Annotated in this window: 21 protein-coding genes; 17 read left to right on the top strand and 4 right to left on the bottom strand. The window is 41.3% G+C overall.

Annotated features, from left to right (window positions below):
* Positions 1 to 50 precede the first annotated feature (50 nt).
* Complete coding sequence (locus AC570H_RS11500; RefSeq protein WP_497354842.1) at positions 51 to 248, top strand: hypothetical protein; 198 nt, start codon at positions 51 to 53, stop codon at positions 246 to 248.
* Positions 212 to 529: a CPBP family glutamic-type intramembrane protease gene (locus AC570H_RS11505; protein ID WP_497354844.1), complete on the top strand. Its 318-nt coding sequence runs from the start codon at positions 212 to 214 to the stop codon at positions 527 to 529. Before AC570H_RS11500 ends, AC570H_RS11505 begins: the two co-directional genes overlap by 37 nt.
* On the opposite strand, the gene AC570H_RS11510 is transcribed toward AC570H_RS11505, so the two are convergent.
* A complete protein-coding gene (locus AC570H_RS11510; protein WP_497354845.1) occupies positions 526 to 921 on the bottom strand; it encodes a thiol-disulfide oxidoreductase DCC family protein in 396 nt (131 codons plus the stop codon). The two genes, AC570H_RS11505 and AC570H_RS11510, sit on opposite strands and share 4 nt — an antisense overlap.
* 213 nt (positions 922 to 1,134) lie before the next feature.
* Here AC570H_RS11510 and pyrR point away from each other — a divergent pair, with 213 nt between their 5' ends.
* The 9 genes from pyrR to AC570H_RS11555 all read left to right on the top strand — a co-directional run bounded on the left by pyrR (position 1,135) and on the right by AC570H_RS11555 (position 12,015).
* On the top strand, positions 1,135 to 1,680 hold the full coding sequence (gene pyrR / locus AC570H_RS11515) for a bifunctional pyr operon transcriptional regulator/uracil phosphoribosyltransferase PyrR (protein WP_497354847.1): 546 nt from the start codon (positions 1,135 to 1,137) through the stop codon (positions 1,678 to 1,680).
* Positions 1,681 to 1,688: 8 nt separating this feature from the next.
* Entirely contained in the window at positions 1,689 to 2,621 is a 933-nt protein-coding gene (locus AC570H_RS11520; protein WP_497354849.1) for an aspartate carbamoyltransferase catalytic subunit, read from the top strand.
* Between the two features lie 379 nt (positions 2,622 to 3,000).
* Positions 3,001 to 6,015 (top strand): tetratricopeptide repeat protein, encoded by a 3,015-nt coding sequence (locus AC570H_RS11525; RefSeq protein WP_497354851.1) that lies wholly within the window; start codon positions 3,001 to 3,003, stop codon positions 6,013 to 6,015.
* 3 nt (positions 6,016 to 6,018) lie between these two features.
* Entirely contained in the window at positions 6,019 to 7,728 is a 1,710-nt protein-coding gene (locus AC570H_RS11530; protein ID WP_497354853.1) for a TonB-dependent receptor, read from the top strand.
* Between the two features lie 153 nt (positions 7,729 to 7,881).
* A complete protein-coding gene (locus AC570H_RS11535) occupies positions 7,882 to 9,312 on the top strand; it encodes a hypothetical protein (RefSeq protein ID WP_497354855.1) in 1,431 nt (476 codons plus the stop codon).
* A 1-nt stretch (position 9,313) separates the two neighbouring features.
* A complete protein-coding gene (locus tag AC570H_RS11540; protein WP_497354857.1) occupies positions 9,314 to 10,024 on the top strand; it encodes a MotA/TolQ/ExbB proton channel family protein in 711 nt (236 codons plus the stop codon).
* Positions 10,024 to 10,425, top strand: a complete 402-nt coding sequence (locus tag AC570H_RS11545; protein WP_497354859.1) for an ExbD/TolR family protein — start codon at positions 10,024 to 10,026, stop codon at positions 10,423 to 10,425. The genes AC570H_RS11540 and AC570H_RS11545 overlap by 1 nt, the downstream gene beginning before the upstream one ends.
* Positions 10,425 to 11,234 carry an energy transducer TonB gene (locus tag AC570H_RS11550; RefSeq protein WP_497354861.1) on the top strand — a complete coding sequence of 270 codons (810 nt, stop codon included), beginning with the start codon at positions 10,425 to 10,427 and terminating at the stop codon, positions 11,232 to 11,234. Before AC570H_RS11545 ends, AC570H_RS11550 begins: the two co-directional genes overlap by 1 nt.
* 31 nt (positions 11,235 to 11,265) lie before the next feature.
* Complete coding sequence (locus tag AC570H_RS11555; protein WP_497354863.1) at positions 11,266 to 12,015, top strand: hypothetical protein; 750 nt, start codon at positions 11,266 to 11,268, stop codon at positions 12,013 to 12,015.
* A gap of 121 nt (positions 12,016 to 12,136) precedes the next feature.
* On the opposite strand, the gene AC570H_RS11560 is transcribed toward AC570H_RS11555, so the two are convergent.
* Entirely contained in the window at positions 12,137 to 12,334 is a 198-nt protein-coding gene (locus tag AC570H_RS11560) for a hypothetical protein (protein ID WP_497354865.1), read from the bottom strand.
* Positions 12,335 to 13,155: 821 nt separating this feature from the next.
* Here AC570H_RS11560 and AC570H_RS11565 point away from each other — a divergent pair.
* From AC570H_RS11565 to AC570H_RS11590, 6 genes are all read left to right on the top strand, one after another.
* A complete protein-coding gene (locus tag AC570H_RS11565; RefSeq protein ID WP_497354867.1) occupies positions 13,156 to 14,442 on the top strand; it encodes a bifunctional folylpolyglutamate synthase/dihydrofolate synthase in 1,287 nt (428 codons plus the stop codon).
* 79 nt (positions 14,443 to 14,521) lie between these two features.
* Positions 14,522 to 16,189 carry an alkaline phosphatase PafA gene (pafA, locus tag AC570H_RS11570; RefSeq protein WP_497354869.1) on the top strand — a complete coding sequence of 556 codons (1,668 nt, stop codon included), beginning with the start codon at positions 14,522 to 14,524 and terminating at the stop codon, positions 16,187 to 16,189.
* Between the two features lie 136 nt (positions 16,190 to 16,325).
* On the top strand, positions 16,326 to 19,694 hold the full coding sequence (locus AC570H_RS11575) for a methylmalonyl-CoA mutase family protein (RefSeq protein WP_497354871.1): 3,369 nt from the start codon (positions 16,326 to 16,328) through the stop codon (positions 19,692 to 19,694).
* 28 nt (positions 19,695 to 19,722) lie between these two features.
* Positions 19,723 to 20,628, top strand: coding sequence for an MBL fold metallo-hydrolase (locus tag AC570H_RS11580; protein ID WP_497354873.1), 906 nt, complete (start codon positions 19,723 to 19,725; stop codon positions 20,626 to 20,628).
* A 169-nt stretch (positions 20,629 to 20,797) separates the two neighbouring features.
* Positions 20,798 to 22,168, top strand: coding sequence for a Gfo/Idh/MocA family protein (locus AC570H_RS11585; RefSeq protein ID WP_497354875.1), 1,371 nt, complete (start codon positions 20,798 to 20,800; stop codon positions 22,166 to 22,168).
* A gap of 7 nt (positions 22,169 to 22,175) precedes the next feature.
* Complete coding sequence (locus AC570H_RS11590; protein WP_497354877.1) at positions 22,176 to 22,919, top strand: 3-keto-disaccharide hydrolase; 744 nt, start codon at positions 22,176 to 22,178, stop codon at positions 22,917 to 22,919.
* Between the two features lie 42 nt (positions 22,920 to 22,961).
* On the opposite strand, the gene AC570H_RS11595 is transcribed toward AC570H_RS11590, so the two are convergent.
* Positions 22,962 to 25,103, bottom strand: coding sequence for a glycoside hydrolase family 20 protein (locus tag AC570H_RS11595; protein ID WP_497354879.1), 2,142 nt, complete (start codon positions 25,101 to 25,103; stop codon positions 22,962 to 22,964).
* Positions 25,104 to 25,246: 143 nt separating this feature from the next.
* Positions 25,247 to 26,227: an acyl-ACP desaturase gene (locus AC570H_RS11600; RefSeq protein ID WP_497354881.1), complete on the bottom strand. Its 981-nt coding sequence runs from the start codon at positions 26,225 to 26,227 to the stop codon at positions 25,247 to 25,249.
* Positions 26,228 to 26,451: the final 224 nt, after the last annotated feature.

The following is a 26,451-nucleotide window of genomic DNA, read 5'->3' on the forward strand; positions in this document are numbered from 1 at the left end:
ATTAATGCCGAAGTTTCGGATAGAAATCCAATATTTGCAAAAAAGAGCTCATGCGCAAAGTACTAGCCATTATATCGACCATTATTACCCTTTTTGCACTTAAGGAAGTCTATTACATTTTTACCACTACTGATGCCGAAATCGTGAAGCAAAAAAGCCAATTGATTTTGGTGAGCCTAAGCATTGCCATTCCCTTGGTGATCTTGAGCCTATGGCTTTGGCGCCCAAAGCCCAAAGGCGATATTTAATCGAGCAATTTTCCATTTTTTTTGAACTTAAAGCTTTAGTTATATATTTGTTAGCAATTAACGTTCACAATGGAAAATCAAATCAATCAACAAAATTATATATCAGTTCCATCGTGTTTTTTCTCATGCACTTCAGCTTTGTTTCCTTTTTCTGGATGTTGCCTTTTGCATTTTTGTTAGGCTATGTGAGGATAAAGGAAAAAACGATCTGGTATGGGGTACTGATCCATTTTATGTTCAATTTTACCTCCTGCATCTACGAGCTGTACCTGCATAGCTAACCCAAAAACTTCTCTTTGAGCTCAGGCGTAGGCACCCAACAGCTTTCTTGTTGGCCAAACCATTTATAGCGGTTCTTGGCAATATAATTATAAACTCCATCGCGGATAAAGCGGGGTACGATGATAAAAGCATACAACAAAGGCCACAAGCCATTTAGTCTCCGGGCTACCTTCAAGGCCGCAGTGGAGCGCTGATAAACTTTTCCATCTTCGAGCAAAATGAAACTATCACCTTGGGCGGGTTCCACTTCAAACTCTTTTAGGGCATCCGTTGCATAATCGCTTTGCAGCGAAGCAAACTGAAAAAGGTTTTTGGGATCTCTTTTAATCACAAACTGCACTGCCCCATTACAGAGGTTACAGAAGCCATCAAAGAAGATTACTCTTTCCATATCACAAAGTTACCTTTTAGTTTTCAGTTATCGGTTGCCAGTTGTCAGTGCTGCGTTATAAGTTTTAGGTGCAAACTTGTGCGCTCAAACATTTCGGCCTTCTCCTCTTTAATTCCACAAATTTAAAAGTCCTCCAATACTTTTTACTTTCTACTTTCCAATTTCCTTTCTACTTTTTCCTAATCTTTGCTATATTTGCCCAATCCTTGTGCAATGCAAAAGAAAACCCTCCTCGACGGTCAAAAATTCCAAATCACAATTAGGCGCCTTTGCCATCAGTTAATTGAGAATCATATCGATTTTTCAAATACCGTGTTGATTGGCATCCAACCCCGGGGCACTTATTTTGCAGATCGCGTACAGCAAGAACTTTGCGATATCCTGAAAACAAATTCGATCAAAAAAGGTCATTTAGACATTACTTTTTTCAGAGATGATTTTAGGAGAAAAGACGGCTTGGTTACCGCAAGCAGCAATACCATCGATTTTATCATAGAAGGCAAACAGGTGATCCTGATTGATGACGTATTATGGACCGGACGTACCATTCGTGCCGCCATGGATGCCCTTTTGGCCTATGGCCGACCAGAAAAAGTTGAATTAATGGTACTGATCGACCGCAGGTTTTCGAGGCATTTGCCAATTGAGCCCAATTACATTGGCCAACAGGTAGATTGTGTCGATTCTCAAAAGGTGAAGGTAAGCTGGAAGGAGAATGAAGGCGAAGACAAAGTGGTTTTATTATCAGATAAGCAATAACATCAAAAATGGCAGCAGAAAAACTATCAACACGACATCTTTTAGGCATTAAAGATATTAACCTGAACGATATTGAATTGATTTTTGAAACTGCTGATAATTTTAAGGATGTTATCAACCGCCCTATCAAAAAAGTTCCCTCGCTGAGAGACATTACTATTGCCAATATATTTTTCGAAAACTCAACCCGCACCAAGCTTTCTTTTGAGCTGGCGGAGAAAAGGCTCTCGGCCGATGTGGTTAATTTCGCAGCCTCTTCTTCTTCGGTAAGCAAGGGCGAAACACTGATCGATACCGTAAACAATATCTTGGCCATGAAAGTAGACATGGTGGTGATGAGGCATCCGTATGCTGGTGCAGGTGTATTCTTGAGCAAGCATGTGAAGGCTCAAATTGTGAATGCCGGCGATGGTGCGCATGAACACCCTACACAAGCGCTATTAGATGCTTATTCCATCCGCCAGAAACTGGGCGATGTAGCGGGCAAAAAAGTGGTGATTGTAGGTGATATCCTGCACTCTCGTGTAGCCATTTCAAATATCCTTTGTTTGCAGATGCTAGGCGCCGAAGTAATGGTTTGTGGCCCTACTACCTTAATCCCGAAACACATTGCCGCATTGGGCGTAAAAGTTGAGCACAACTTGATCAAAGCCTTAAACTGGTGCGATGTGGCCAATATGCTTCGTATCCAGTTGGAAAGACAAGACATTAAATATTTCCCTTCTCAACGCGAGTATGCGCTGATGTACGGCCTGAATAAGCAGATCCTCGATAACCTCAACAAAGAAATCATTGTGATGCACCCAGGTCCAATCAACCGCGGGGTAGAGATTACCAGCGATGTGGCCGACAGCAAACAATCTATCATTCTCGAACAGGTAGAAAATGGTGTAGCAGTACGGATGGCGGTGTTGTATTTGTTGGCAAGCCAGAACGATTAATCGCAAGCCTGCGGTTATCGGTACTAGTCAGAAGTCCGCAGTCTTGAGTCCATAGTCGATAGTCAATGGTTTATAGTTCAGTTGCCTAAGTCTCCATCTTCCATTTCACCTCTTACATATTACCTTTGTGAGTATCAAGATTTGAGTATCAAGTATCAAGATTTATACCTCTCGATCAACCCTCATACCATCAACCTTCCCTCTCTCAGCCTTTTACCCCTGCAAGCCCTTCTCAACACAGTGTGGAAAGCTTTTAACCCACCTCATATACCATTTCAAAAATCCATTCGTTAAACCTGTGTTATCAACAGATGTTAATTTCTTATGTTGATATGTACTTTTAGATGCCTTACTTTAGTAGCAACCATAATTGAAATCTATGCAGAAGAAACTTCTCTTTTCCCTTCTTTTTTTTGGCGGTGTAAGCGCCAGTTTTGCCCAAATCAGTCCATTAGTCAGTCTCAATAAAAACTACCAAACCGGTCTCGAGTTGTTACAGAACGAAAAATATGTAGCTGCCTCACAACAATTTAAGCTGGTAGAACAAGTAAGAAGCAAAAGCAATACCCAACAAGTAAGTAATGCCGAATTAAGCCTGCTAAAGGAAAATGCCAAGTTTTACACTGCCGTTTGCGCCTTGGAATTAGGCAATGCTGATGCCGAAGCCTTATTTCAGGAATTTATTAGAGAATATCCCTTAAATCCGAACACCAAACTAGCTTACTTCCATGTAGGCAAATCATATTTCGCACAAAAAAACTATGCAAAGGCTTTAGAATGGTTCGAAAAAACAGAACCGAATTCGCTTTCGCAAAAGCAGCGCGTAGAATATCAGTTTAAGCAAGGCTATTCTTATTTCGAGCTTAAAAACTATGACAAGGCTGAGCCTTTGTTCGAAACGGTAAAGAAAGAAGACTCTCCTTTTAAAGAGAGCGCGACCTATTATTTCGCCTATATCAACTACCTCAACAAAGAGTATAAAACTGCCTTGGCCAACTTCGAAAAGCTAAAAGGCTCTCCAACCTATGAGGCCAGCTATCCCTACTACATCACCTCGATGTATTATTTAGATGAGCGTTATGACGATGTAATCGATTACGCCATTCCCGCCATGGCCAAAACCAAGCAGCAATACGAGCCAGAAATGCTGAGCTTGGTAGCGGCTTCTTATTTTGCCAAATCAGAATTCAAAAATGCCGAGAAATACTTCGCCGAATTCTATGCCAAAGACAAGAACCAAACCAAGAATAATCTTTTCATTTACCAATATGGCTATGCCCTGTTTCAAAACGGCAAGTATAAAGAATCGGTTGCAGTACTTGAGAAACTCAATACAGACGATGTATACCTGCAAAACGGCATGTATACCTTGGGTCAGGCATCGCTCAAGCTGAACAATAAAGAGAAAGCCAGAAGTGCGTTTTTCAGGGCTTCGAGGTTAGAGTTTGATAAAGTTATCCAGGAAGAAGCCTGGTACAGTTATGCCAAGCTGAGCTATGAGTTGGATTTTAACTCTCAGGCTTTGGAATCTACCCAAAGCTTTTTGAAACAATTTCCAAATTCGAGAAAAATAAACGAAGCCAAAACCTTGTTAGGTGAAATTTTATTAACCAGCAAGAACTACCAGGCAGCAATCGATATTTTAGAACCGCTCCAAAACAAAACCCCAGAAGCCAAAGCAGCTTATCAAAAAGTAACTTATTTCCGTGGTTTAGAATTTTATAACGAAAGGGCCTTCCCTAACGCTTTATCGATGTTCTTGCGTTCGGGCAACTTTCAGGAAGACAAAGAAATTTATGCCTTGAGCGTATACTGGATGGCAGAATCGATGTACGAGCTGCGCAAATTTGGCGAAGCTGTTAAAACTTTCGAGAAATTCTTGACCCTGCCAGATGCCGATCAAACAGAGGTTTACAATTTTGCCAATTATGCCTTAGGCTATGCCGCTTTCGAAGACGAGAAATATGCCAAAGCCGCTAATTACTTCGAGCGTTTCCTAAAAGGCAACGACAAAGATCCTAAAACCGTTAACGATGCCACCTTGCGTTTGGCCGATTCATACTTCGTAAACAAGAACTATAGCGAGGCAATGTCGAACTATAACCAGATCATCAACGGTAAATTAACCGGCGAAGATTATGCCTTGTTCCAAAAAGGGATGATCTATGGTTTACAGAAACAAGACGATACCAAGATTTCGACCATGCAAAGCCTGTTGAGCAAATTCCCGTCCTCAAATTATGCAGATGATGCCGGTTTCGAAACAGCTTACACCTATTTTAACAAAGGCGACTTCGACAAATCGAAATCAGACTTGGTTGACCTGGTAGCCAAATATCCGCGAAGCAGCTATGTGCCACGTGCCTTGGTAACCATTGGTTTGGTACAATACAACCAGGATCAAGACGATGCGGCATTGGAATCTTTCAAAAAGGTAATCCGCGATTATCCTAGTGCACCAGAAGCCAAACAAGCTTTGGAATCAATCAAAAACATTTATGTAGACAAAGGCGATGCCAACGGATTTATCGCCTATGCAGCCACCACGCCACTGGGTAATTACTCGATGAGCGAGCAAGACAACATCATGTTCCAGGCCGCCAACAACAGGTACCTAAAAGGTGATGCACAAGGCACTTATGAGGCGATCAATGCTTATCTAGAAAAATTCCCTAAACCCATCCATGATAAGGAAGCCAAATTTATCAGGGCCGAATCCCTGGTTAAATTGGGTCGCTCTTCAGAAGCCATTGCCGATTACGACTATATTTTGAACGATTGGACCAGCGATTATACCGAACGTTCGCTCATGAGCGTATCGAAAGTATTAATGGATGAGAAAAAATACAATGAAGCCATTGTTTACCTGAAAAGGCTAGAAACTACTGCCGATTACAAAGTGCATTACAATTATGCCATCAACAACCTGATCAAAGCCTACAGCGCATTGGGCATGGCCGATGACATGATCAAATATGCTGATATTGTTAAAAATGCAGATAAAGCTTCTGAAGAAGAGAAAAACAGCTCTGATCTATTTGCGGGCAAGGCTTATTTGCTTAAAGCCGATACCGTACAGGCAGTGAAGGCCTTCAACAACGTAGTAGCTAAAACTAAAACCATTGCCGCTGCAGAAGCTAAATACAACCTGGCAGCCGTTCAATATGCCAAAGGCGATTACAAAACATCGCAAAAAACCTGTTTCGACCTGATCAATAACATGCCATCGTATGATTATTGGGTAGCGAAATCGTTTATTTTATTGGCCGACAACTATTTGGCCTTAAAAGACAAACTACAGGCAAAAAGCACCTTATTGAGCATTATTGACAATTACGAAGGCAAGGACGACATTGTTCCTACCGCCAAAGAAAAATTAGCAAAAATAAACTAGCAGATGAAGACGACACCATATAAATTCCTATATACCACCTTAATTCTCTTAACGGCAAGCACTACGACTTTGATGGCGCAGGATGTAAAACCGCCCGAAAAAACAGTAAGTGAAGAAATCGAAGTAATCAGGCCCTACAAACCCGTATTGGCAGAGGCTGTAAAACTGAGAAGAAGTCCGGATTTGAGCAATGTTAAAACCTATAAAGCGAAGTTTAATTATAGCCTGACCGATCGTAAGCTCGAATTAAATTCAGACATCCAAAAACTACAGGCGCAGCAACTGGCCGATGAACGTCAAACCGAATTGATGAACAGCTATGTAAAAGGCGGCGTTGGCTCTTTGGCTACCCTTTTAGGCGAAGCCTATGTAAATATTGGTCGCGATGAAGCCCTACAAGCCGGTGCTTTCTTCAGGCATTTTAGTCAGGAAGGAAAACTGAACAAGCAAAACGAAAACAATCAGCAACTGAGTGTTTTTGGCCGCAGCATTGGCGATAAGGCAACTTTAAGCGGTCGTTTAAACTACGAAAGACACGGCTTGTTTTTTTATGGCATCGATAATGCCAATCCAACCCTAAACCCAAACCCTGAGCGCCAAGTCTACAACTTTTTCGAAGCCGAAGGCGAAGTGGTTAACAAATTTACCAACGACGAGAATGCATTGAGCTATGCCGCCAAGGTAAATGCTTATTTGCTCAACGATAAATTTGATGCCAACGAAAAAGCGATCAGCATTACTGGTTACCTGAACAAAAGAATAAGTGGCTTTAACTTGGGCCTAGCTGCCAATACAGAAATCGGTAATACGAAGGATGCCAACACAAGCGTATCAAATAACCTATTACGCTTAAATCCATACATCAAACTACAAACCAAAGGTGTTAAAATTACTGCCGGAATTAATTTTGTACAAGAGTTTGGCGAGTTTTCAGACACCCGTATCTTCCCTGCCGTAACTGCAGACTTTACGTTAATTCCAGACTTTTTACAAATATTCGGAGAGGTTAAAGGCGATGTAAACCGCAATACCCTGAAAAACTTTAGCGATGAGAATCCTTTCTTGAACAGCAATATTGCCATCCGCAACAGCGTAGAGAAACTAAGCATCAGTGGTGGTATCAAAGGTACCGGCGGACCAGGTTTTGGCTATAAAGCGAGATTCTACAGCAAAAAAATAACCGACATGCCTTATTTCGTGAACAGCTTTGCCAATTTCAACAAGTTTGATGTATTGTACGATTTTGGCAACATGAAGTTATTAGGTTTAGAGGGCGAGATTTCGGTACAGGTAAGTGATGAACTGAAATGGACAGGAAAGCTGAACATGGAAGATTACAAACCTGCTTCAGAGCAAGAAAGTTATTTCAAGCCTCAATTGCGCGTCAGCTCTAATTTTGCCTATACCTTTAACAAGAAACTGACCTTTAATGCAAATGTGGTGATCCAAGATGACAGCAAAGCCAAAGTTTACAGCGCCAACCCCTTAAATCCTGATGGCTCTTATCCGCCAGTACCAGATTTGACCAAAGAAAGCGTAGTAAACGTAAAAGGGTTTGTTGATTTAGGTTTGGGTGCCGATTACAAGATCAACAACAGACTGTCGGTATTTGCAAAAGCCAATAACATCCTCAACACCAATTACAGCAGGTTTTTATATTACCGTACCAATGGCTTCAATATTTTTGGTGGCGTAAGCTATTCGTTTAAATAATGATTAAATGATAGAAGGACAGAAAGAGTGAATGGGTTTTGAATGAGAGAATAAAGAAATATCTCAATTCATTCAAAATTCAATCATTCATTAATTCATTCATTTAAAAACTCAATCATTGAAATTTAAATATTAAAGTCTATTTTTACCAGAATGGATATACTATTATACCTTACTGAACTTTTACAAACCCGCAAAACAGTGGGCATTGTTGGTTTGGGTACGCTGTATAAGAAGAAATCGCCTGGTAAATACGATGCTTCACAGCATGCCTTTATACCACCAAGTTATTCGTTGGCCTTTACAACCGAGTTAAAGGAACAAGAAGAACTGGCCAATTTCATCAGCCACAAAAGGAACATCAGCATCGAATCGAGCAATTATTTTATTGGCGAATTTGCAGAGCAGATTCAGGCCAAGTTGCACGACCATCAAAAAGCTGACCTATCACCTCTTGGCAAGCTCAAACTGGTTGATAACGAAATTGTTTTTGAACCAGAGGCCGAGAGCAGCTTTGGTTTTGAATTTTACGGATTGCCAACTTTAACGGAGCTTGAACACCCTGCTCCAGAAACTGAGGATACTGTACAAACGGAAGAACTGGCTCAAATTGAAGAAGAAAATAAACTGGAAGAAGAAAATCCGGGTAATGGAACAATAGATCTTGAGGAAACCTCAGATGAATCAGCAGTTGCAGAAGAGGAAGAAAATTCTGCTACAGCCGAAAGCGATGAACAGCAAGTTCATGAAGAAATAGCTGAAGTGGCTCCTCTACCTACTCAAGTAGCCGAAGTGGCAGGTCAGCAAACCGAAGAAAGCCCTGTTGAAACTGAGGAGAATGAAGAGAGTGATGACCAAGCGATCCACGAAGAAATAACAGCAGTAGAGACAGTTGTTCCTGTTCAGGAAGAAGCGCAAGTAAGCGAACCTACAACAGAACAAGAATCCGTACAAGAACCAGTTACAGTTTACGAAACACCAAAAATCGAAACGGCAGAAGTGCCTGATCATGAAGCTGAAGAGCAACTTACCACTAACCAACATACCGAAGTCTATACCGAAGAAGAAGAACCAAAGAGAGGCATGCCTTTCTTTATGAAATTCTTGATCGTATTATTGATTATCGTTGCATTGGGTGCCATTGCTTATTTCATTAATCCGGCTTTCTTTAATCAGTATCTGAAAAAGAATTTTGAAGGCGATCACGACAAAAATGTACCAAGTGCCCCACTCGATACGTTAAAGAACCAAGCAGATACGGCAAAAACAGATAGCCTGGCCAAAAACAATGCCTTGGTAACGTTAACAAAAGACAGTACGGCTATTGATAGCAATGTAATGGTTTATGAGGTATTGGTAGGTTCGGTAAAAAGCGATAAAATGGCAGATAAGATTATTGCCAACCTCGCCACCCGTAAAATTAAAGGCAAAAAAGTGAGGCTTTCAAAAACCAGGATCAATATCAGCGCAGGTACGTTTACCAACCCTGCACCTGCATTAAAATATCAAGATAGCTTAAGAATTTTATTAAGAGATCCGGGAATATACGTGAAACCTATCAAACCAAAAAAAGAAAAACAGTAATATGATGACATTGCTTCTAGCAGTACAAGACACCGCACAAAAAGTTTTAGATACCACAGCCAATGCAGCTGCCAACGTAGCCGCTACCGAAAAGGAACTTCATTTTATCGATTTGTTATTTAAAGGCGGATGGGTAATGATCCCCTTGGCTTTCTTGGCCTTTTTGGCCTTGGTGATCTTCACCGAGAGATACCTTACCATTCGCAAATCATCAAAAGATGAATCAAACCTGCTTTTTCAGATCAGGCAGAATATACACGAAGGCAGGCTAGAAGCCGCGATTGCCTTATGTAAAAACAATAAGTCGCCTTTGGCCCGTATGTTGGAAAAAGGCTTAAAAAGAATTGGCAGACCGATTAAGGATATTGAAGGTGCAATTGAAAATACCGGCAAACTAGAGGTTTCTAAACTTGAAAAGAACATTGGTATTTTAGGCATCATTGCTGGTATTGCGCCCATGTTGGGTTTCGTGGGTACCATTGTGGGGGTAATTACCATTTTTCATCAGGTATCTATCAAAGGCGCGATTGAAATTGGAACCATCTCGGGTGGCTTATACACGAAGATGATTACATCGGCTACAGGTTTGATCATTGGTATCATTGCTTACGTATTGTACCACATCCTGAACATTATGGTAGAAAAGATCATTTTGAAGATGGAAACCGATGCTATCGATTTTATTGACCTATTAGAAGAACCGGGCAAATAATGAATTTACGCAAAAGAACGAGAGGAAGTGTAGAAGTACATACATCGGCACTGAACGATATCATGTTCTTCCTGATGCTGTTTTTCTTATTGGCTTCTGCTGTGGTAAATCCAACGGTTGTTAAATTGTTATTGCCACAATCATCAAGCGGGCAGCAATCAACCGCCAAGAAAGCAGTAACGGTAACCATCGACGAGAACCTAAAATATTTCGTGGAGAAAAAGCCGGTAACCATCGATCAGTTAGAACCTACCATAGCAGCCTATCAAAAATTGGCACCTGATTTGACCATCCTTTTATATGTGTCGCGTAATGTGACTTACCAAGATGGATTTGTAATCAACGACATTGCAAACAAATTAAAATTGAAGCTTGTTGTAGCTGTTGAGCCTAAAAAATAATGGTACGTAAAGAAGAAAATAATTATCCAAAAGCAATAGCCATTTCCGTTGGGATCATGGGTTTTCTGCTTTTAGTTAGCTTTTTTATCGTTATTGGCAGTTTCCAGCCCAAGGAAGAATTTGGCATGGGGGGCATGGTAGTGAATTATGGCACCTCGGCCGAAGGCATGGGCGATGACTATACCAGCGTTGAAGAACCATCTGTAGATCCTAATGCGAATCAGAAGGCGCCAGACAAGGTAACTCCAGAAACTCAGGTTACCCCAAATACACCAACAGAAACCAGTAAGGAAATCCAAACCCAAAATACCGAAGATGCCATTAGCGTAAGTACCAAGACGCAGAAAACTACGGTCGCTCCTGCTACAACTAAAGAAGACAAACCTGCAAAGCCTACCATTAATCCGAATGCTTTATATACCGGCAAAAAGAACAATGGCACTGGCCAAGGCGATGGTACCGGAAGCACTCCAGGCAACCAAGGCAGCATTAATGGCGATCCTTTGGCACCCAATTATGGCGAAGGTGGTTCTGGAAACGGCAATACTCCTATCCCACTGAGCAAATTTACCAATTTGGTAGCGCCAGAAGACAATGGTCAAAAAACCGGTAAGATTGTAGTTAAAATTCAGGTAAACCGTCAGGGAAGAGTGATTTCGGCCACTGCAGGAGCCAAGGGAACTACTTTTTCTGATACCGAGCTTTTCCGCAAATGCGAAAGGGCCGTAATGAATGCCAACCTCGACGCCATTGAAAATGGACCAGAAGTAAGAACTGCTTTGGTGGTATTCAACTTTAAAGTAAAGTAATTACAAATATCTTCGTTCACCAAACACTCAAATGAAATATTCGCTTCTCATTTTTCTTAGCTTTTTCGTGGCCGTCAGTGTGCAAGGTCAACTTAAGGAAAAAGCATCCTATAAGAAAGTAGCTCAAGATTTTAAAACCTATTATAATAAAGAAGATTACGGAAACCTTTATAAACTCTTGAGTCCCGATTTTCAAAAAAGGATGTCGGCAGTTACTTTCAAAGCCCAGTTGCGCGTATTGAAATTCTATGTCGATGAAATTAAAGATTTTAAATATGCTCCGGTAAAAGATACGGCCACTTATCAATTCGATCTCGGTGCAGGGAATTTCCTTTCCATCCAGATCAAGCCCGATTTCAAAATCAATCAATTGGCTTTGGAAAGACCAAAAACACACCAGAGAGAAACGATTAACGCCAATTTACCTACAGACGGAATGGCCCTATACAAAGGCAGCAAGAACAACAATACCGCCAAAATCGACGAAACATTAACCACTTTCAATGCCCATGGCAACGCTACTGTTCCATTAAGTAGCTTCAAAAACCTCGAAATGCCTAAAGACAATGGGCTGACCAACGGCAAAATTGTAGTGAGGATTAAGCTCGACCGAAAAGGAATGGTAGTTTCGGCCATCGCCGGAGCGAAAGGCACAACGCTGGCAGACACAGATCTTTATCGTGCATGTGAAAAGGCCATGTTAAAAGCATCATACGAACCTGCAACAGACGGCCCAGAAATTAGAACAGTCTTTGTTCCGTTTACTTTTAAGGTAAAATAGAATGACTTCAAAACAACCATAATACGCTTGTTATCATGTATTCGGCATTGCGTACTTTTTCGATAATAAGCTATTGCCTAATTATAATAAAAGGCAGTATGATTGGCGTCCCGTTCATCCTTTATCTCTTTTTTTCTTCATTGGTCTTTGAACAACCGCAACAGCTGGTAGCAATACTAGCCTTGGCAGGGTTGATTTTCAGTTTTATTCCCTTTAAATCTGAGCGAAAATCATTGCTCACCAAAAATCTAATTGTTTTTATACTTCTCATCCTTCCTATTTTAGAAAGATTGCTCGCAGTGCCAATAATACTTTTCAATTATTGGTTGTTTTGGGTTCCGTTAGCGTGCTTCTTAATTTCTTATAGCATAAGTTTTTTACCATCTAAGAAATCTTAGCCTATCTTAGGTGCCTAAGGTAATTAATTAAACTATGGACTTCCGACTTTCGGACTACAGACTTCTACCCTCAACTCAATGATTTGTGTCTCCACAGACCATCACGAATACATTAATGCGAGCTTATGACTGTGAAATTGATCTGCAGCCACGAAAAAAAATCCTTAAGACCTGCCTTTTTGGTTAACATTTCACCACCTGAGAAGCCTTAGCTCCAAATCCATGATTTGTGTCCCCACAGACCATCACGAATACATTAATGCGAACTTATCACTGTGAATTTTGATCTGCAGGCACGAAAAAAAATCCTTAAGACCCAACTCCATGGTTTGTGTCTCCACAGACCATCACGAATACATTAATGCGAGCTTATGACTGTAAACTTTGATCTGCAGGCACGAAAAAATCCTTAATACCTGCCTTTGGTTAACATTTCACCACCTGAAAAGCCTTAGTTCCAACTCCATGGTTTGTGTCTCCACAGACCATCACGAAAAATACATTAATGCGAGCTTATGATTGTGAAATTGATCTGCAGGCACGAAAAAATCCTTAAGACCTGCCTTTGTGTTTAACATTCTGCCCCCTAAGAAGCCTTAGTTTGCCTCAGTGCTTTCAAGTTAACTAAGATGGTAAACCTATACTTTGCTCTCATGGATTACAGAAGTTTCTATTCGCCTATCTGGTTATTTTACAAGGGTTGCACTGAAATTATTTTTATTTTTGTTGTTCAAAACTGCACATGACTTATCAAAAAACCCTTGATTTTTTATACAGCAAATTGCCCATGTTTACCCGCGTAGGTGCTGTAGCTTTTAAAAAGGACTTGCACAATACCCTTGCCTTATGCGAGGCACTCGATAATCCACAGCACAAATTCAAAACCCTGCATGTGGCTGGCACCAATGGCAAAGGTTCTACATCGCATATGCTGGCGGCTATTTTGCAAGAAGCGGGTTTTAAAACGGGTTTATATACCTCGCCGCACTTGAAAGATTTCAGGGAGCGCATCAGGATCAATGGAAAAATGGCTCCCAAAGCCTTCGTACAAGCTTTTGTAAAAGCGCAACAACAATTGATCGAAACCATAGAACCTTCTTTCTTTGAAGCTACTGTAGCGATGGCCTTTGATTACTTTGCTAAGGAGAAAGTAGGTATCGCCGTTATCGAAGTAGGTTTGGGAGGTCGGTTGGACTCTACCAATATCATTACCCCTGAGCTTTCGGTCATCACCAATATCAGCTTAGACCATACCAATATCCTGGGCGACACCCTGCCTGAAATCGCATTCGAGAAAGCAGGGATTATCAAAAAAAATATTCCGGTAGTAGTTGGCGAAAAACAAACAGCTACAGAAGCCGTCTTTATTAAAAAAGCAAAAGCTGAAAATGCGCCTATTTATTTTGCAGATAGCTTGTTGTACTTGGCCAATGTGCATCAAAAAGGAGCACATTTAGTGGTAGATGCATTTGAAGGCGAGCACTGTATTTTTCCCCAGTTGGCGCTTGATCTCACCGGCACTTATCAGCTCAAAAACATACTTACCGTTATAGAATCCATTCTTCAGCTTCGCAAGCAAGGCTATGCAATTGCCGACGAAGCCATTTACAGTGCCTTAAGAAACGTCAAAAAACTTACTGGCTTACAAGGCAGGTGGCAAACTGTAAGCAAAAATCCTTTGGTCATTTGCGATACTGGTCACAATAAGGCCGGAATTACAGAAGTACTCCAGAACATCAAAAACACGCCTCACGAGCAATTACACATCGTAATTGGAATGGTAAAAGACAAGGATATTTCTGGTGTGTTGGCCCTGTTGCCCAAAGATGCCATTTACTATTTTTGTCAGCCACAATTAGAAAGAGCTTTAGCTGCCAATGAGCTGGCCCAACAGGCTGCTCAATTTGGTTTAAAAGGAAAAACCTATATCAGTGTTGCAGAAGCCCTGAGCAATGCCAAGCAAAATGCAGGGCCAAATGATTTGGTATTTGTAGGCGGAAGTACCTTTGTTGTAGCAGAAATGATATAACAAATGATACAATTATTTACCTTAAATTCATTCTTACTTCACACATCAATTGCTACTTTTGCCACGTAACTTAACTCATATGAAATTCAAATATTCCCTAATTTTAGGCTTAGCGTTATTAAATGTGCAGGTTTTCGCGCAGAAGTGGACTAAGCCAACCACTACAACTTCTACCTATCCAGCAACCGTTGCCCGCCCCAAATTAGTAGTAGGTTTGGTGATAGACCAGATGCGCTGGGACTACCTTTACCGTTTTTATGATCGTTATAGCAAAGGCGGATTTAAACGCCTGATCAACGATGGCTTTTCTGCCGAAAACACTTTTATCCCCTATACGCCAACTTATACCGCTTGCGGACATACCTCTATCTATACCGGTTCTGTTCCGGCCATTAACGGAATCATCGGCAACAATTGGTACGATCCAGAATTAGGCAGAGATGTTTACTGTTCTGAAGACAGAGATGTAAAAACAGTGGGCAGTACTACTAGGGCAGGCGAAATGTCGCCAAAAAACATGTTGGTAACCACCATTGGCGACGAATTGCGTTTGGCCACCAACTTCAAAAGCAAGGTTATCGGTATTTCTCAAAAAGACAGAGGTTCTATCCTACCTGCAGGTCACTCGGCCAATGCCGCTTATTGGTATGATGGTGGCACAGGCGATTGGATTACCAGTACTTATTACATGCCAACCTTGCCAACATGGGTATCAGACTACAATAAAAAGAAAGTAGCCAATGAATTTTATGCCAAAAACTGGAATACTTTATATCCAATAGCCAGCTATACCCAAAGCACAGCTGACGATAAACCTTATGAAGGCAAGTTCAGAGGCGAAAGCACTTCTGCATTTCCTCACAAACTGGATAACGCCATCGGTAAAAATTACGATTTGATCAGAAGTACGCCTTACGGCAATACCATGACTTTCGATCTTTCGAAAATCGCCATTAAAGAAGAAAAATTGGGCCAGACTGGCAATACCGATTTCTTGGCCATCAGCTGTTCTTCAACCGATTATGTGGGCCATCAGTTTGGACCAAACTCTATTGAAATTGAGGACACTTATTTGCGTTTAGATAAAGATCTGGAAGACTTCTTCAATTACCTTGATAAAACCTTAGGCAAGGGCAATTATTTGTTTTTCTTATCTGCAGATCACGCTGTAGCCCACGTTCCTGGATTTTTGAAAGAAAATAAATTACCAGGTGGCTTGGTAAGCAATTCTGTTTTGCGCAAAGGTATTGACAGTATTATGGTCAACCAGTTCAAAATGCAAAAATCGGTAATTACCGTAATGAACAATGAGGTTTATTTTGACCACAGCGTAATCGATGAGAAAAAAGCAAACTTTGCCGAAATCAAACAAGCAGCGATCAATTATTTGAGAAAACAAGAGTCTATTTCTGATGCGGTTGATTTACAAATCATGAATACTTCTACCATTCCAGAAGAAATCAGAAAAAGAATTACAAACGGCTACAATGCCCGTCGCAGTGGCGATATCTATTTCATCTTGAAGCCAAACTGGTTTGATGGTGGCAATACTGGTACTACCCATGGCGCATGGTACCCTTACGATTCGCACATTCCTTTGGTTTTTATGGGTTGGAACGTAAAACCTGGCAAGACCAATGAAACACATTACATGACAGACATTGCAGCTACTTTGGCGGCTATGTTGCGCATCCAGATGCCTAGTGGCTGTGTAGGCGCACCAATTACAGAACTCACGCATCAGTAAAAGCAATAATTTTTCAAAAGCCCTATCCTTAAAAAGATGGGGCTTTTTTATGTGTCAGCTGTTTGTATCTATTCGGTGATTTCTATGGTCGATACCTAGTTTTTGTTAACTTTGCTCACCAAATATAAAATTCTACATGGAGCAAGTTCAAGTTTACAAACCCAAGCATAAAATCCGTTTTGTAACCGCTGCAGCCCTTTTCGATGGGCATGATGCGACCATTAATATCATGCGTCGTATTTTGCAGTCATCAGGTGCAGAAGTTATTCATTTGGGCCATAACCGTTCTGTAGAAGAAGTGGTCAATTGTGCCATTCAAGAAGATGTACAAGGTATTGCCATGACTTCTTATCAAGGCGGCCACATCGAGTATTTCAAATACATGTACGATCTGTTGCAGCAAAGAGGCGCAAGCCACATCAAGATTTTTGGTGGTGGCGGTGGTGTAATTCTGCCTTCGGAAATTGAAGAACTGCAGGATTATGGCATCAGCAGGATTTATTCGCCAGATGATGGCCGTAAAATGGGCCTTCAGGGAATGATCAATAACATGCTAGAGCAGACCGATTTTATTACCACCAAAGCGATTACCAACGAATTGGAAAATATCCCTCAAAAAGAGGTAAAAAGCATCGCTTCTGCCATTACCGTTGCAGAGAACGATCCAGAGGGTGCTCAACAGTTTGTAGACGAACTTAAAAAACTCACCAGCAAAAACCAGGCTCCTGTTTTGGGTATAACCGGTACTGGTGGTTCGGGTAAATCTTCATTGGTTGATGAATTGGTGCGACGGTTTTTAATCGAAGTAAAAGATAAAACATTAGCCATTATATCGGTAGATCCTTCCAAACGCAAAACCGGTGGTGCACTTTTGGGCGATAGGATCCGGATGAATGCCATCAACAACCCTAGGGTTTACATGCGTTCATTAGCTACCCGACAAGCAAATCTTGCCTTGTCAAAAAACGTACAAGAAAGCATCGACATCTGTAAAGCAGCTGGATATGATTTGATTATCGTAGAAACTTCAGGTATCGGGCAATCAGATACCGAAATTACCGAGCACTGTGATGTTTCGCTTTATGTAATGACCCCAGAATTTGGAGCTGCCACGCAATTGGAGAAAATCGACATGCTTGATTTTGCCGATTTGGTTGCCATCAACAAATTTGATAAACGTGGCGCATTGGATGCCTTGCGCGACGTAAGAAAACAATACAAACGCAACCATAATCTTTTCGATGCCAAAGACGACGAAATTCCGGTTTACGGAACCATGGCTTCGCAATTTAACGATCCGGGCATGAATAATTTATTCGTAGCCTTAATGGATCGCCTAAAAGCCAAGACTAATGTCGATTTTAAGGCTGGCATGGAAATGACTACCAATCAATCTGAAAAAATTTATATCATTCCGCCAGATCGGATCCGTTACCTTTCAGAAATTGCCGAAGCCAGTGAAACCTATAATGAATGGGTGGCTAAACAATGTCAAATTGCCCGCAAGATTTATCAATTGCAAGGCGTGATCGCAATGGCCAAGGATTTTGAAAATGGCTTTAGCGATGGCTTGCAAGATGCCTATAACTATTTAGAAGAACAACTGGATGGCGAATGTAAACGTCTGTTGCGCCAATGGCCAGGTGTAAAGGAAAAATACGCAACAGATTTCTTCATCTATAAAGTACGTGATAAAGAAATTAAGCAAGCTTTAAACTACGAATCCCTTTCTAAACTTAAAATTCCAAAGGTTTCATTGCCTAAATATGAAGACTGGGGCGATATATTGCGTTGGTTGCTCACCGAAAACGTACCTGGAGAATTTCCCTATGCAGCCGGGGTTTTCCCACTTAAACGCGAAGGAGAAGACCCAACCCGCATGTTTGCAGGCGAAGGCGGTCCTGAAAGAACCAATAAACGTTTTCACTATGTGTCATTAGGCCAACCGGCCCATCGTTTATCAACTGCTTTCGATTCGGTAACACTTTATGGCGAAGACCCGCATGTTCGTCCGGATATTTATGGAAAAATTGGTAACTCTGGCGTAAGCATCGCCACGTTAGACGATGCCAAGAAATTATATTCCGGCTTCGATCTTTGTGCGCCTTCCACTTCGGTATCCATGACCATCAATGGGCCTGCGCCTATGCTTTTGGGCTTTTTCATGAATGCGGCCATCGATCAGCAATGCGAAAAATATATCATAGAAAATGAATTGCAGGCCGAAGTAGAGGCTAAAATCAAAAAATTATTCAAGGCTAAAGGCATCGAGCGTCCGATTTACCAGGGCGAATTGCCACAAGGCAACAATGGCTTAGGTTTAATGCTATTGGGCCTAACCGGCGATGAAGTTTTGCCTGCCGATGTTTATGCCAAGATTAAGGCGCATGCCATCAGCGCTGTTCGTGGAACCGTGCAGGCCGATATCCTAAAAGAAGACCAGGCGCAAAACACCTGTATTTTCTCTACAGAATTTGCCTTGCGCATGATGGGAGATATCCAAAAGTATTTCATCGACGAAAAAGTACGCAACTTTTACTCGGTATCTATCTCTGGCTACCATATTGCCGAAGCTGGTGCCAACCCTATTTCGCAATTGGCATTTACGTTAAGCAATGGTTTTACTTTTGTGGAGTATTACCTGAGCCGCGGCATGCACATTGATGATTTTGCCCCTAACCTTTCCTTTTTCTTTAGCAACGGGATCGATCCAGAGTATTCGGTGATTGGCCGTGTAGCCAGAAGGATTTGGGCTAAGGCTATTAAAAACAAATACAAAGGCAATGATCGTTCACAAAAACTGAAATACCATATCCAAACTTCAGGTCGTTCATTGCACGCACAAGAAATCGATTTTAACGACATCAGAACGACTTTGCAGGCGCTTTATGCCATTTACGATAACTGTAATTCCCTGCATACTAATGCCTACGATGAGGCGATCACTACCCCTACAGAAGAATCGGTACGCAGGGCAATGGCGATCCAGTTGATCATTAACCGCGAACTCGGTTTGGCCAAAAACGAAAATCCTTTGCAGGGTTCTTTCATTATCGAAGACCTGACCGATTTGGTTGAGGATGCCGTATTGGCCGAATTTAAACGCATTAACGATCGTGGTGGTGTGCTTGGCGCGATGGAAACCATGTACCAAAGAGGAAAGATACAAGAAGAAAGCTTGTATTACGAAACCCTAAAGCATACTGGCGAATTTCCTATTGTAGGCGTAAACACTTTCTTGAACAAGAATGGCTCTCCTACTATTGTGCCTGGCGAGGTAATCCGTGCCACCGAAGAAGAGAAACAATACCAAATTGCTGCCTTAAAAGCTTTCCAAGACCGAAATGCCAATCAGACAGAAGTTGCTTTAAAAGACCTCCAAAAAGCGGCTGTAGCTGGCGAAAACATATTCGAAAAACTGATGGAAGTCTGCAAAATTTGTTCTTTAGGACAGATCAGCAAGGCACTTTACGAAGTTGGTGGACAATACAGAAGAAACATGTAGAACAATGCTTCGCAAAAAGCTAATTTTATTGACTTGCCTTTTATTGGTTACAATCAGTGCCTTTAGCTTTGCGGAGCCTAAAAGCGCTTACTTGCTGGTATTGGGCGTTGCGCAGGATGCTGGCTATCCGCAAATGGGTTGTACAAAAGAATGTTGCACCCAGGCTTGGAATAAGCCAGCCATGCGTAGGCATGTAGTTTCCTTAGCCTTGGTAGATCCTGTTCATAAAAAATGGTGGCTTTTCGAGGCTACACCAGATATCAAGCAACAATTGCAGGATTTTAGCTCACAAACGCAAAAACAATATCCTTATTTGCCCGAAGGTGTTTTCTTAAGCCATGCCCACATAGGTCATTATACCGGCTTAATGGAGTTTGGAAGGGAAGCCATGAATACCAGTGGCTTAAAGGTTTATGTATTGCCCAAAATGAAGGCATTTTTAGAACAGAATGGACCATGGAGCCAATTGGTTAAACTTAAAAACATCAATTTGATCGATTTAAAAGCTGATCAATCCATTACCATTGGTGATAATAGCGTGAGTGCTTTTACAGTTCCGCATCGCGACGAATACTCGGAAACGGCTGGTTTTAAAATTGCTACTGCTACCAAGAAATACCTTTTCATTCCAGATATCGACAAATGGAGCAAGTGGGATAAAAATATCATCAATGAAGTCAAACAGGTTGATATCGCTTTGCTCGATGCAACTTTCTATACCGGCCCCGAATTGGGCAACCGGCCAATAGCTGAAGTGCCACATCCGCTGGTAAGCGAAACCATCGCACTGTTTAAAAATGAATCCGCAACAGTGAAGAAAAAAATCTATTTCATTCACTTTAACCACACCAATCCCCTACTTTGGGATAAGTCAACTGGCAAGAAACTGAACCAGACAGGTTTTAATTTTGCCCTCCAGAATCAAATACTTTAGGAAAGTATAATATCTTTTTTTAACTTGTATATCAATGGCTAACAATCACATAGGTGCTTGTTATTGCTTTGGCATGGATGGAATTTGAGGGAGATATACTTAGAATTTGCACTATAAAACTTTTGAATAAATTGATATAGTTACCTAACAAGTTAATCCTAATTTACATATGAAAACATCTTCCGAATCCACCCGTAGAAGTTTCATCAAGAAACTGGCTACCACTTCTGCTATGCTCGCCACCGGTTCTTCGGTATTGGCTGCACAGCATTCACCGCCCTTTACTTATCTCAAGCGTTCTTCTGAATTTTCGGCAAACGACAACATTCAAATTGCATTGATTGGAGCCGGGGGCATGGGTGTTTCAGATACGAAAACAGCACTTGAAGTACCTGGTGTAAAATTAATTGCCGTCTGCGATTTGTACGATGGCAGGTTACAAGATGCCAAAAAGCTTTGGGGCAGCGATATTTTCACTACGCGCAGCTACAAGGAAATTTTGAGTCGCAAAGATATAGATGCAGTCATTATTGGCACTCCAGACCATTGGCATAAACAAATCTCCATCGATGCCATGCGCGCAGGCAAGCACGTATATTGCGAAAAACCAATGGTACATGCCATAGATGAAGGCCATGAGGTGATAAAAGCCCAAAAAGAAACGGGAATGGTTTTTCAGGTGGGAAGTCAAGGTGTTTCTTCATTGGGTAATGAGAAAGCCAAAGAGCTGTTGGAATCTGGCGCTATAGGTACACTCAATTATGCGGAAGGCTTTTGGGCAAGGTTTTCGCCAATAGGTGCCTGGCAATACCAGATCCCTGCCGATGCTTCTACACAAACTGTCGACTGGGAAAGCTATATCAGTAATACTAAAAAGCGTCCTTTCGATGCCAAACGCTTTTTCAGGTGGAGAAATTACCTCGATTATGGCACTGGCATGTCGGGCGATTTGTATGTACACCTTTTCTCCAGTCTTCACTTCATTACGGGGTCTATGGGTCCAGAAAAAATCTACTCAACCGGTGGTTTGCGTTATTGGAACGATGGTAGAGAAGTTCCTGATATGCAATTGGGAGCCTTCGACTATGCCGTGCAAAAGAACCATCCGGCATTTAACTTATCCTTGCGTTGCAATTTTATTGACGGCACCAGTGGCAATACTTACCTCAAATTGGTGGGAAGCGAAGGATCAATGGATGTTACTTGGGATGATGTAACCCTCAAAAGGAATAAGAACGTTGTTTCCGATGATCCTTTTTTTATCGAACAGATGAAAAAACAAGGGAGAATTGTTTCAGAACGCAAGCAGATATTGCCACCGCAAACTACCAAATATGCGGCTGAAGAAGGCTATAAAGGAGGTCCTTACGATCATTTTGTTAACTTTTTCAATGCTATACGTACCAAAGGCAATGTGGTTGAAGATGCCATTTTCGGTTATCGGGCAGCCGCGCCAGCTTTATTGTGCAACGACAGCTACTTTAAAGAAACCCCCATATTTTGGGATCCAGAAAAAATGCAAATCAAGAAAAATAAATGATAAACAGATGAAGACGACATACATATTAACCATGGCCGTAGCAGGTGTCTACCTTAGCTACGCTTCAATTTCACCAGAACCAGCGGTGAACAAAACAAATGCAAACACCACTGCTGCTCCAGTTGGAACCTGGGTAAAGCTATTTGATGGCAAAAGCCTAAACGGCTGGCATGGTTATAACAAAGGTGCTCAAAAAGTAGGCAATTGGGTGGTAGAAGATGGAAGCTTGGTGTGCTTAGGCGCAGCTGCACATGATACCGGAGGCGATTTGGCAACAGACAAAAACTACGATAATTTTGAACTGGAGTGGGAATGGAAATTAGGAAAAGGCGGCAACAGCGGCGTAATGTATCACGTAGTGGAGCAAACCAAATACAAAGGGCCGTATGAAACCGGTCCAGAATATCAATTGATAGACGATGTAGGTTTTCCCAGTAAACTGGAAGAATGGCAAAAAACCGGAGCCGATTACGCCATGAACCTTGCTAACGATAGTCAAAAAGTACTAAAGCCTATTGGCGAGTGGAACAGCAGCCGTATCATATTTAACAAAGGGCATGTTGAACATTGGCTAAATGGCAAAAAAATTGTCGAATTTAAGGCTTGGACCAGCGAGTGGGAGAAAAAGAAAAAAGAGGGTAAATGGAAAGATTATCCCGACTATGGAAGTGCCAAAACAGGCAAGATTGTGCTACAGGACCATGCTGCCAAAGCCTGGTTTAAAAATATCAGGATCAGGGAACTGAAATAATCAAACAAAAAGGGATGGCACTTCTACCATCCCTTTTTTATTCTATTGAAGAGAAAGTTTTTTAATGTCTTCGGCAGAAAGTATTTTATTGAATACCTTAACCTCATCCATATAGCCCTTAAAGCTATTTTGAAGAGAACCGATATAAGTTAACGGAAAAAACAAAGTCTGTACTTTGGCTATTTTGTCTTTGGTATTGCTAAATTCTTGCATCGCTCCTTCCAACTTCTCCGTCAAAACGCCGTTTACATATAACCTTGTTCCTTTATTATCTCCAGTAATCACCAGATGTGTCCAAGTATTTGCCGGCACACTATAGTTAAAGTTATAATGATAGTTTTCTCTTGAGAAACCCAGTTTATTGGTGCTTTGTTGCTTGAGTTTGACTACAGCATCGGCTGATGAAAACAAAATCGCGTCATCAGCATTGGCCTGATCGGGATTTACCCAAAAAGAAACGGTGTAGTTATAGCCAATGCCTGTTAAAGGGGTTTGGATAGCTGTTTCTCCACCCTTAAAATATGCTGATTTCCGTTCTCCTGATCTACTAAATGTTACCGAATGGTTAATGGTGCCATTACGTTTGTCCTTGCTCAAATCGGAGGCATTCTTGCTGTTGAAATTATAGTAGAGTACCAAGCTGTCTTTTCCTGTTATTTTGCCACGCATATTTAGGCCAGGTCCCTCGCCTAGCAACATGCTTTGTTTGGCAAATGCATCATAGCTCAGCAACTTAACGGCAGCTGTACCATCCCACATTTTCTGCGCCAATACCTGCAATGCCGGAAAAACGCGATCATTTACATCTTTTTCGGTAATGCCATTGCCAACATGGTCATTCCAAACTGCAAAAGAGCCCCCTTTAATTTTCGGATGGTTTTCATCAAAAGTTTGGTTGCCGATTATATTTGGGGTCCATTCGTTATAGATTTTCTTGAGGTTTAGGTAATCATAATAATAACCCGCTTTAGGCACGATATACAGCCAGCCATCGGGTGTGCTGATCACATCGTAACCCAAATCAATCATCTCTTTCGGATCGGCATAACCGTTGTACCACACATTCATGGTAACATCTTTTACTTTTACGGGCGTATTGCCCTTGGCATGTGTTAAAGCACCCCAAAGTCTTACTTTTTTGCCAAAACTCTCTACATACTTGATGTAATCGTCTGTAAACTCCCTAAACTTCTCTGCTTCGGCCTTGGCATATTCATCGGTGCCGATATGCACTTCATCGCCAATAAATACTGGATTAGGGCCACTCAGGTATTCTTTAAACACATTATTGATCACCTCTTTGGTCTTTGGGTTGTTGATGTCCAAATGATCCATTCCGTACTTTTTGCTGCCAATTTCGGGAACGGCTTTTACAAAAGATAGCGAGTGCGCAGGTACGTCAATTTCAGGAATGATTTTTACGCCATATGATTCTGCCAATTGTTGCAGTTCAATAAATTCTTTTTTGGTATAACTCCCGTCTTTGGCCGTCAGGTTAGGATAGGTTTCATTTTCTAGGCGAAAAGCCGAATAGGTTTTGTCCCAATCGTTATTAAAGAATTGTTTAAATCCGTTATCATTGAGGTGGATCTGAAAATCATTAAGCTTATAGTAAGCCATTAACTTTACATAATCGCGCAAGAACTGCAGGCTAAAGAATTTCCGTCCAACATCCAATACAAAGCCACGAACGGCAAATTGAGGATAATCCCTTGCCGTTCCTTTTGCAATCTTCTCGTGTTGCGGATCTTGCTCCAACAATTGCAGCAATGTACGGGTTGCCCAGAATGCGCCTATGGGTTTATGTGCTGCTATAGTAATCCGATCATTCACAATCAGGCTATAGCCCTCATTCTTTAAGACCGTGTCTGGAGGAGTTACCTTGAAATAAATGCCCCCTGCTTCAGGTCCACCTTCCTTAATCGTAAACTGATGTGTGGGTAATACCACATGGAGATCGCTTACAAAGGTTTTTAAGTAAGGCATCAGTGCTTTTGAAGAAGATGGTTCAACAATGATGCTGACTTGCTTCTTGAGCTTAAAATGGCCTTTGTCACCTTTCCATTCTCTTAGGGCAGGAATAACATTGGGTGTCGGATTGATTTCGCTTTGGGCATAGCTATAACCGGATATAGCCATCCCTATTGCCAACAAGGCAATTTTGGATGATTTGATGATTAACATAGGTGAGGTGTAGTTTAACCCAAATATAAAAAACATTCTCAACCATTTTGAACTATCGGTTTTGATGAAAAAAATGTTACAACTTCTATTTAGGGAAACAGCAAAGCTTGTTCATAAAAAAAGCGACTTAAAGTCGCTTCGTTTTATGCTAAAATCCATTTGAATTTGTAATCCATGGTTGGGTTTTTCATTCGATCTGCTACACGCAACAATCGATCTGGTAAAGCTAAAATGTAATCCCTGGCTTTTTCGCCGGCTTCATTCAACTCTCTCATGCTTTCGATCTTCCAATCGCCGATCAATTGTTTTAAGATATCTACGTAATCTGTAGAGGTATATACGCCTAAACGTTGCGCCGCATCTGTAAAGTGGCCAAAAGTTTGGCCTATTTTCAATCCCATTTCTCTTAAGAAGTGGGCAGGCATAACGATTTTCTTGCGCATCATGTCTTCAAACGCCAACATCGCCTCGTTTGGATCAACTTCAAATACGCGAGAAATAAAGTCTTTGTAGGCCTTGGCATGTCTCGCTTCATCAGAAGCAATTACACCGCACATTTTAGACAATAAGGTGTCACCATCTTTTTTGGCTAAAGAAGCAACTCTTCTATGCGAAACATTGGTTGCCAATTCTTGAAAAGAAGTATAAATAAAGTTTCTGTATGGATCTCTTCCGGTTCCGATGTCAAATCCATCAGCAATCAGGTATTGGGTAGATATTTCCATTTGGCGCATATCTACACGACCAGAAAGGTATAAGTATTTATTTAAAAGATCACCGTGTCTGTTTTCTTCAGCTGTCCAATGTCTGGTCCATTTCATCCAGCCGCCTTCTTCATCTTTAGAAACGTCATCAACTGTAACCAACCAAGATTCGTAGGTTGGCAAGGCTTCTTCTGTAATGGTATCGCCGATCAAAACTGCCACTAAATCATAAGATAGTTCATTGGCACTTTGTTGAAGTTCTTTTACCTTGGCAAAGAAATCATCCCTACTCGAATCAGGCAAAAAATCAGAAGGTTGCCAGATGTCATCTATAGGTTTAAGGTATTCAGGCATCTTTTCAAGCATATATTTTTCTATATGCTTCATTACTTCCTTTCTCGATCCAAAGTTGATGTTCATTATTATAATATTAAAGCGTAAAGATACGCATAATGCTTTGCTTAGTCTCAGTTTATTTGTAATTAAAACACTTGCAAAGGGCAAAAGTTCTAATAAAACAGCACCGTGAGGCTTAAAAAACGCATAAAACAATAAAGGCCACCCGCGATGCGGATGGCCTTCGAATTAAAATTTGGCGCCGACCTACTCTCCCACGTGTTACCGCAGTACCATCGGCTCTGGCG

It is taken from the genome of Pedobacter sp. B4419, from assembly GCF_059693725.1.

Coding starts and splice junctions, on each gene's coding strand:
- AC570H_RS11500 (WP_497354842.1), top strand. CDS start 51: ATGCGCAAAGTACTAGCCATTATATCGACCATTATTACCCTTTTTGCA.
- AC570H_RS11505 (WP_497354844.1), top strand. CDS start 212: ATGGCTTTGGCGCCCAAAGCCCAAAGGCGATATTTAATCGAGCAATTT.
- AC570H_RS11510 (WP_497354845.1), bottom strand. CDS start 921: ATGGAAAGAGTAATCTTCTTTGATGGCTTCTGTAACCTCTGTAATGGG.
- pyrR (WP_497354847.1), top strand. CDS start 1,135: ATGCAAAAGAAAACCCTCCTCGACGGTCAAAAATTCCAAATCACAATT.
- AC570H_RS11520 (WP_497354849.1), top strand. CDS start 1,689: ATGGCAGCAGAAAAACTATCAACACGACATCTTTTAGGCATTAAAGAT.
- AC570H_RS11525 (WP_497354851.1), top strand. CDS start 3,001: ATGCAGAAGAAACTTCTCTTTTCCCTTCTTTTTTTTGGCGGTGTAAGC.
- AC570H_RS11530 (WP_497354853.1), top strand. CDS start 6,019: ATGAAGACGACACCATATAAATTCCTATATACCACCTTAATTCTCTTA.
- AC570H_RS11535 (WP_497354855.1), top strand. CDS start 7,882: ATGGATATACTATTATACCTTACTGAACTTTTACAAACCCGCAAAACA.
- AC570H_RS11540 (WP_497354857.1), top strand. CDS start 9,314: ATGATGACATTGCTTCTAGCAGTACAAGACACCGCACAAAAAGTTTTA.
- AC570H_RS11545 (WP_497354859.1), top strand. CDS start 10,024: ATGAATTTACGCAAAAGAACGAGAGGAAGTGTAGAAGTACATACATCG.
- AC570H_RS11550 (WP_497354861.1), top strand. CDS start 10,425: ATGGTACGTAAAGAAGAAAATAATTATCCAAAAGCAATAGCCATTTCC.
- AC570H_RS11555 (WP_497354863.1), top strand. CDS start 11,266: ATGAAATATTCGCTTCTCATTTTTCTTAGCTTTTTCGTGGCCGTCAGT.
- AC570H_RS11565 (WP_497354867.1), top strand. CDS start 13,156: ATGACTTATCAAAAAACCCTTGATTTTTTATACAGCAAATTGCCCATG.
- pafA (WP_497354869.1), top strand. CDS start 14,522: ATGAAATTCAAATATTCCCTAATTTTAGGCTTAGCGTTATTAAATGTG.
- AC570H_RS11575 (WP_497354871.1), top strand. CDS start 16,326: ATGGAGCAAGTTCAAGTTTACAAACCCAAGCATAAAATCCGTTTTGTA.
- AC570H_RS11585 (WP_497354875.1), top strand. CDS start 20,798: ATGAAAACATCTTCCGAATCCACCCGTAGAAGTTTCATCAAGAAACTG.
- AC570H_RS11590 (WP_497354877.1), top strand. CDS start 22,176: ATGAAGACGACATACATATTAACCATGGCCGTAGCAGGTGTCTACCTT.
- AC570H_RS11595 (WP_497354879.1), bottom strand. CDS start 25,103: ATGTTAATCATCAAATCATCCAAAATTGCCTTGTTGGCAATAGGGATG.
- AC570H_RS11600 (WP_497354881.1), bottom strand. CDS start 26,227: ATGAACATCAACTTTGGATCGAGAAAGGAAGTAATGAAGCATATAGAA.